The sequence below is a fragment of the Cupriavidus sp. HPC(L) genome, from assembly GCF_000307735.3.
GTDB lineage: Bacteria > Pseudomonadota > Gammaproteobacteria > Burkholderiales > Burkholderiaceae > Cupriavidus.
This window is the reverse complement of record NZ_AMPR02000269.1, coordinates 1-3,561: the sequence shown is the minus strand read 5'-3', so window position 1 is coordinate 3,561 and position 3,561 is coordinate 1. Positions and strand designations below refer to the sequence as shown.

Here is a 3,561-nt window from a genome sequence, read left to right as displayed (position 1 = left end):
GGAGAGGGCAACCGCCCCTAGCAATCGACCAGCGCCTCTTCCGCGCGATATCCCGCCCCGGCGCGCTCGCGGGCACCATTGCCCCCACGCTCCATCCTCTCCGCCCGATCCATCCTCTCCACCGCCGTGGCGATCAAGGTTGGGTCCTGCATCGTCGCCGCATGCGCCAGTTGCACGCGATTGCGCACGCCGAAATGGCTGCGCAGCCGGCGCATGTGGTAGTCGACGTTGAAGATCGACATCTCCATGCGGTTGGCGATCTGCTTGTCCGACAGCCCTTGCGCAAGACAAGCCAGGATGTCGCGCTGGACCTCCGATAGTCCATCGCGCTGCGTGCCGCCCAGCGCCGGGATATCGGCATGGCAGGTCAGGAACTCGTGCAGCGCGAAGCCGACGGTCAAGGCCTGGCCGATCACCGGGTCGCCGATCCAGCGGCGGCTCTCGATGCCCGAGGCGAAGCTGATCGCGACGAAGTCGCTGGTGCCCGGCATCGGCAGGTTCAGGAACACGCCGCTGCGGATGCCGGCGTCGCGCAGATCGTCGAGGAAACGGCGCAGCCGCAGCGCCTGCGTGCCGCCGGAGGTGCTGCGCTCCAGGTCGCTGACGTCCCACACCAGCGGCAGGCCGAAGGTGCCGGGCCGCGGCTGGCGCGGATCCACCTCGTAGTAGCGCTCGCGCAGGTAGTAGTCGCGCCAGCCCGGATGCGAGTAGGTATCGAGGAAGGTGCGCATCTGCACCTGCCCGCTGACGGTGGTGGCGGTGCCATAGCCGAGCCAGTCGAAGCCGATCCCCCGGATCGCCGACTGCATCAGCGCGGTGCGCGATTCATGCGAGCTTTCGCGCAGCATGGCCTCGACCAGCCCCGGCATGCCGCCCTGGCGCGTGCGCCGCTGGACGGGAACGATATGCCGTTCGCCGAATACCTTGATGCCGTGGGGGCCCGTCACGGGGGGCAGGCCGCGTGGACCGCGCGCCGACGTGCCGTCGCTTGTGGCGCGCGGCAGGTCGGCTCTCAGGGTCCGCGACAGGCTGGTGTCGCGGCCCAGGCCGGCTTCCACTACTTTTTCCATCGATCGCCTCCGACAAATGCGTATGGCTGCCGCATTGACGCGACAGCGTGAAGGCTTGCCATGCCTTGGTCCGCTGGCGACATAGCGCGCCCGCTGGCCAGGCCTTCAGGCAAAGCCCAACATACTGCTGACCCATTCCCGTCGGAAAACCCGGATGGCGCCGCGGTGCGGCGTGCCCGGTGTTGTGCGTGCCGTGCGTTGCGCGGCCGCTATTGCTATCGATATCGATGCTGTGGTGGTGCGAAACCGTGATGGCGCCATCGGTCACTGCTGGTGCTGCTGCTGCCATCCGGCGCCGGCCAAATTATTGCAAGCCAAGATGTCATGACATCGAACGCGCATTCCAACCGTGCGATGCGGGGCCGCATTGCCATCCATCGCGATGCCCGCGAACGGCGATACGGCAAGGCCTGCGGCCGGTTGATGCGATGCCGCGACGATGTTGTATATACGCCACTTTCCTTAGACCCTGAAGGGTTATCGCCGCGCGCATGCGTTCTCCGATCCCTCATGCTTCCAGCGTCTTGCCGCGCGTTTCGGGCAGCGTCAGCGCGGCGATGATCAGCACGCCGTAGGCGCCGGCGGCGAACACGCCGATCGTCTGTCCCAGCGGCATGGTCTGGCTGACATGGCCGATCAGGAAGGGGAACAGCGCACCGATGGCGCGGCCCACGTTGTAGCAGAAGCCCTGGCCGGAACCGCGCACGCTGGTCGGGAACAGCTCGGTCAGGAAGGCGCCCATGCCGGCGAAGATGCCCGAGGCGAAGAAGCCCAGCGGGAAACCGAGCATCAGCATCACGGTGTCGTTGACCGGGATCTGCGTGTAGATCAGCGCGATCGCCATCGAGCACAGCGCGAACAGCATGAAATTGCGCTTGCGGCCGATGCGGTCGGTCAGATAGGCGCTGGTGATATAGCCCAGGTACGAGCCGACGATCACCATCGCCAGATAGCCGCCGGTGCCGAGCACCGTCAAGCCGCGCTCGGTCTTCAGGAAGGTCGGCAGCCAGGTCGTGATCGCGTAGTAGCCGCCTTGTGCGCCCGTCGTCAGCAGCGCGGCGCGCAGCGTGATCGACAGCAGCTTCGGCGAGAAGATCGCGGCAAACGAGGTCTTCTGCTCGGAGGCTGCTTCCTTGGCCTTGTGCTCGGCATAGACCTCGGGCTCCTTGACCAGGCGCCGCAGGAAGATCACGAACACCGCCGGTAGCAGGCCGATCAGGAACAGCGCGCGCCAGGCGGTCTCGGGCGGCAGGATGCTGAACACCAGCGCATACAGCAGCGCCGACATGCCCCAGCCGAGCGCCCATCCCGCCTGCACCATGCCGACCGCCTTGCCGCGGTCCTGCGAGCGGATCGCCTCGCCCATCAGCACCGCGCCCGCGGTCCATTCACCGCCGAAGCCGAAGCCCATCAGCGCACGGGCGATCAGAAGCTGTTCGTAGTTCTGCGCGAGCCCGCACAGGAAGGTGAAGAAGGCAAACCAGACGATGGTCAGCTGCAGCGTGCGCACGCGGCCAATGCGATCGGACAGGATGCCGGCGATCCAGCCGCCCGCGGCCGAGGTCAGCAGCGTGGCGGTGCCGATGAAGCCCGCATCGCCGCGCGTGATGCCCCAGGTCGCGATCAGCGTCGGAATCACGAAGCTGAGGAACTGCGTATCCATCGCGTCGAGCGCGTAGCCGACCTTGCAGCTCCAGAACGTGCGGCGCTCGCCCGGCGTGATGTCGCGATACCAGGCAAAGAGGCCAGTCGACGGTCGGCTCTGCTGCTCCCCCTGCATGCTGCCAATCTGCGTTTCCATGCGTTCCTCGTCGTGGTGTCTCGTCGCGGTGCGTCGGTACAGGCTGGATCCGGGCCAGAGCGCGCGTCCCCACTTGCAGGCGGATTGCCCGCGGCGAAGCCGAATGACTCGCGGCGGTCTGCGGGAACCTGTCATGCATGGATGGACGTCCCCCGGCATCTGCATTCTTCAAATTCGCCGGGCGGCTCGTCCAACTATTTTTTAGCTTGGGTCCTCATAAGAAAAAATTGAGATCACCTCTAAATCTCGGTCAATACGCGGGCCCCGGCCAATCTGGCATTCCCGCGCACCCAGGTGGATATCGGGTTTTCCCCGATGACGCGATGTCGCCAAATGGCATGGCGACGAGCGGCCGACCGGCTGTCGTCCCCGCGAAAGCGGGGACCCAGTGGCTTGCAAAAGACGCTGGAATCCCGCTTTCGCGGGAACGACGGGAAGTCCCTGTCTCCATGCGAGAGCAACGCGTAAGCATACGGCGCGCCAGCGGCAAGCGGGGCAGGGCATGGGCTACGGAGACTCGTAGGGATATCGCTGTGCAGCGCAGCAGCGGCGGCGCTTCGCACCACGAGGGTTCGTGTCGTCACGGGGCCTTCATCGACGCGCGGTCTGATGTCGGCGCCCCGGGTCAGGGCGCGTCCGCATCGGCATGGTGCCTCGCCCGGCCTTCGTTTCGAGGTCACGATGAGCTAT

General features: G+C 66.2%; 2 protein-coding genes. Both read right to left on the bottom strand.

Annotated elements, in window-relative coordinates; genetic code table 11:
• Positions 1–17: 17 nt before the first annotated feature.
• Positions 18–1,070: a LuxR family transcriptional regulator gene (locus B551_RS15385; RefSeq protein ID WP_156526502.1), complete on the bottom strand. Its 1,053-nt coding sequence runs from the start codon at positions 1,068–1,070 to the stop codon at positions 18–20.
• Positions 1,071–1,578: 508 nt separating this feature from the next.
• Positions 1,579–2,871 (bottom strand): MFS transporter, encoded by a 1,293-nt coding sequence (locus B551_RS15380; RefSeq protein ID WP_023264457.1) that lies wholly within the window; start codon positions 2,869–2,871, stop codon positions 1,579–1,581.
• Positions 2,872–3,561: the final 690 nt, after the last annotated feature.

What these genes read in the sequence shown, in the direction of transcription:
- B551_RS15385 (WP_156526502.1), bottom strand. Translation starts at nt 1,070, where the DNA reads ATGGAAAAAGTAGTGGAAGCCGGCCTGGGCCGCGACACCAGCCTGTCG.
- B551_RS15380 (WP_023264457.1), bottom strand. Translation starts at nt 2,871, where the DNA reads ATGGAAACGCAGATTGGCAGCATGCAGGGGGAGCAGCAGAGCCGACCG.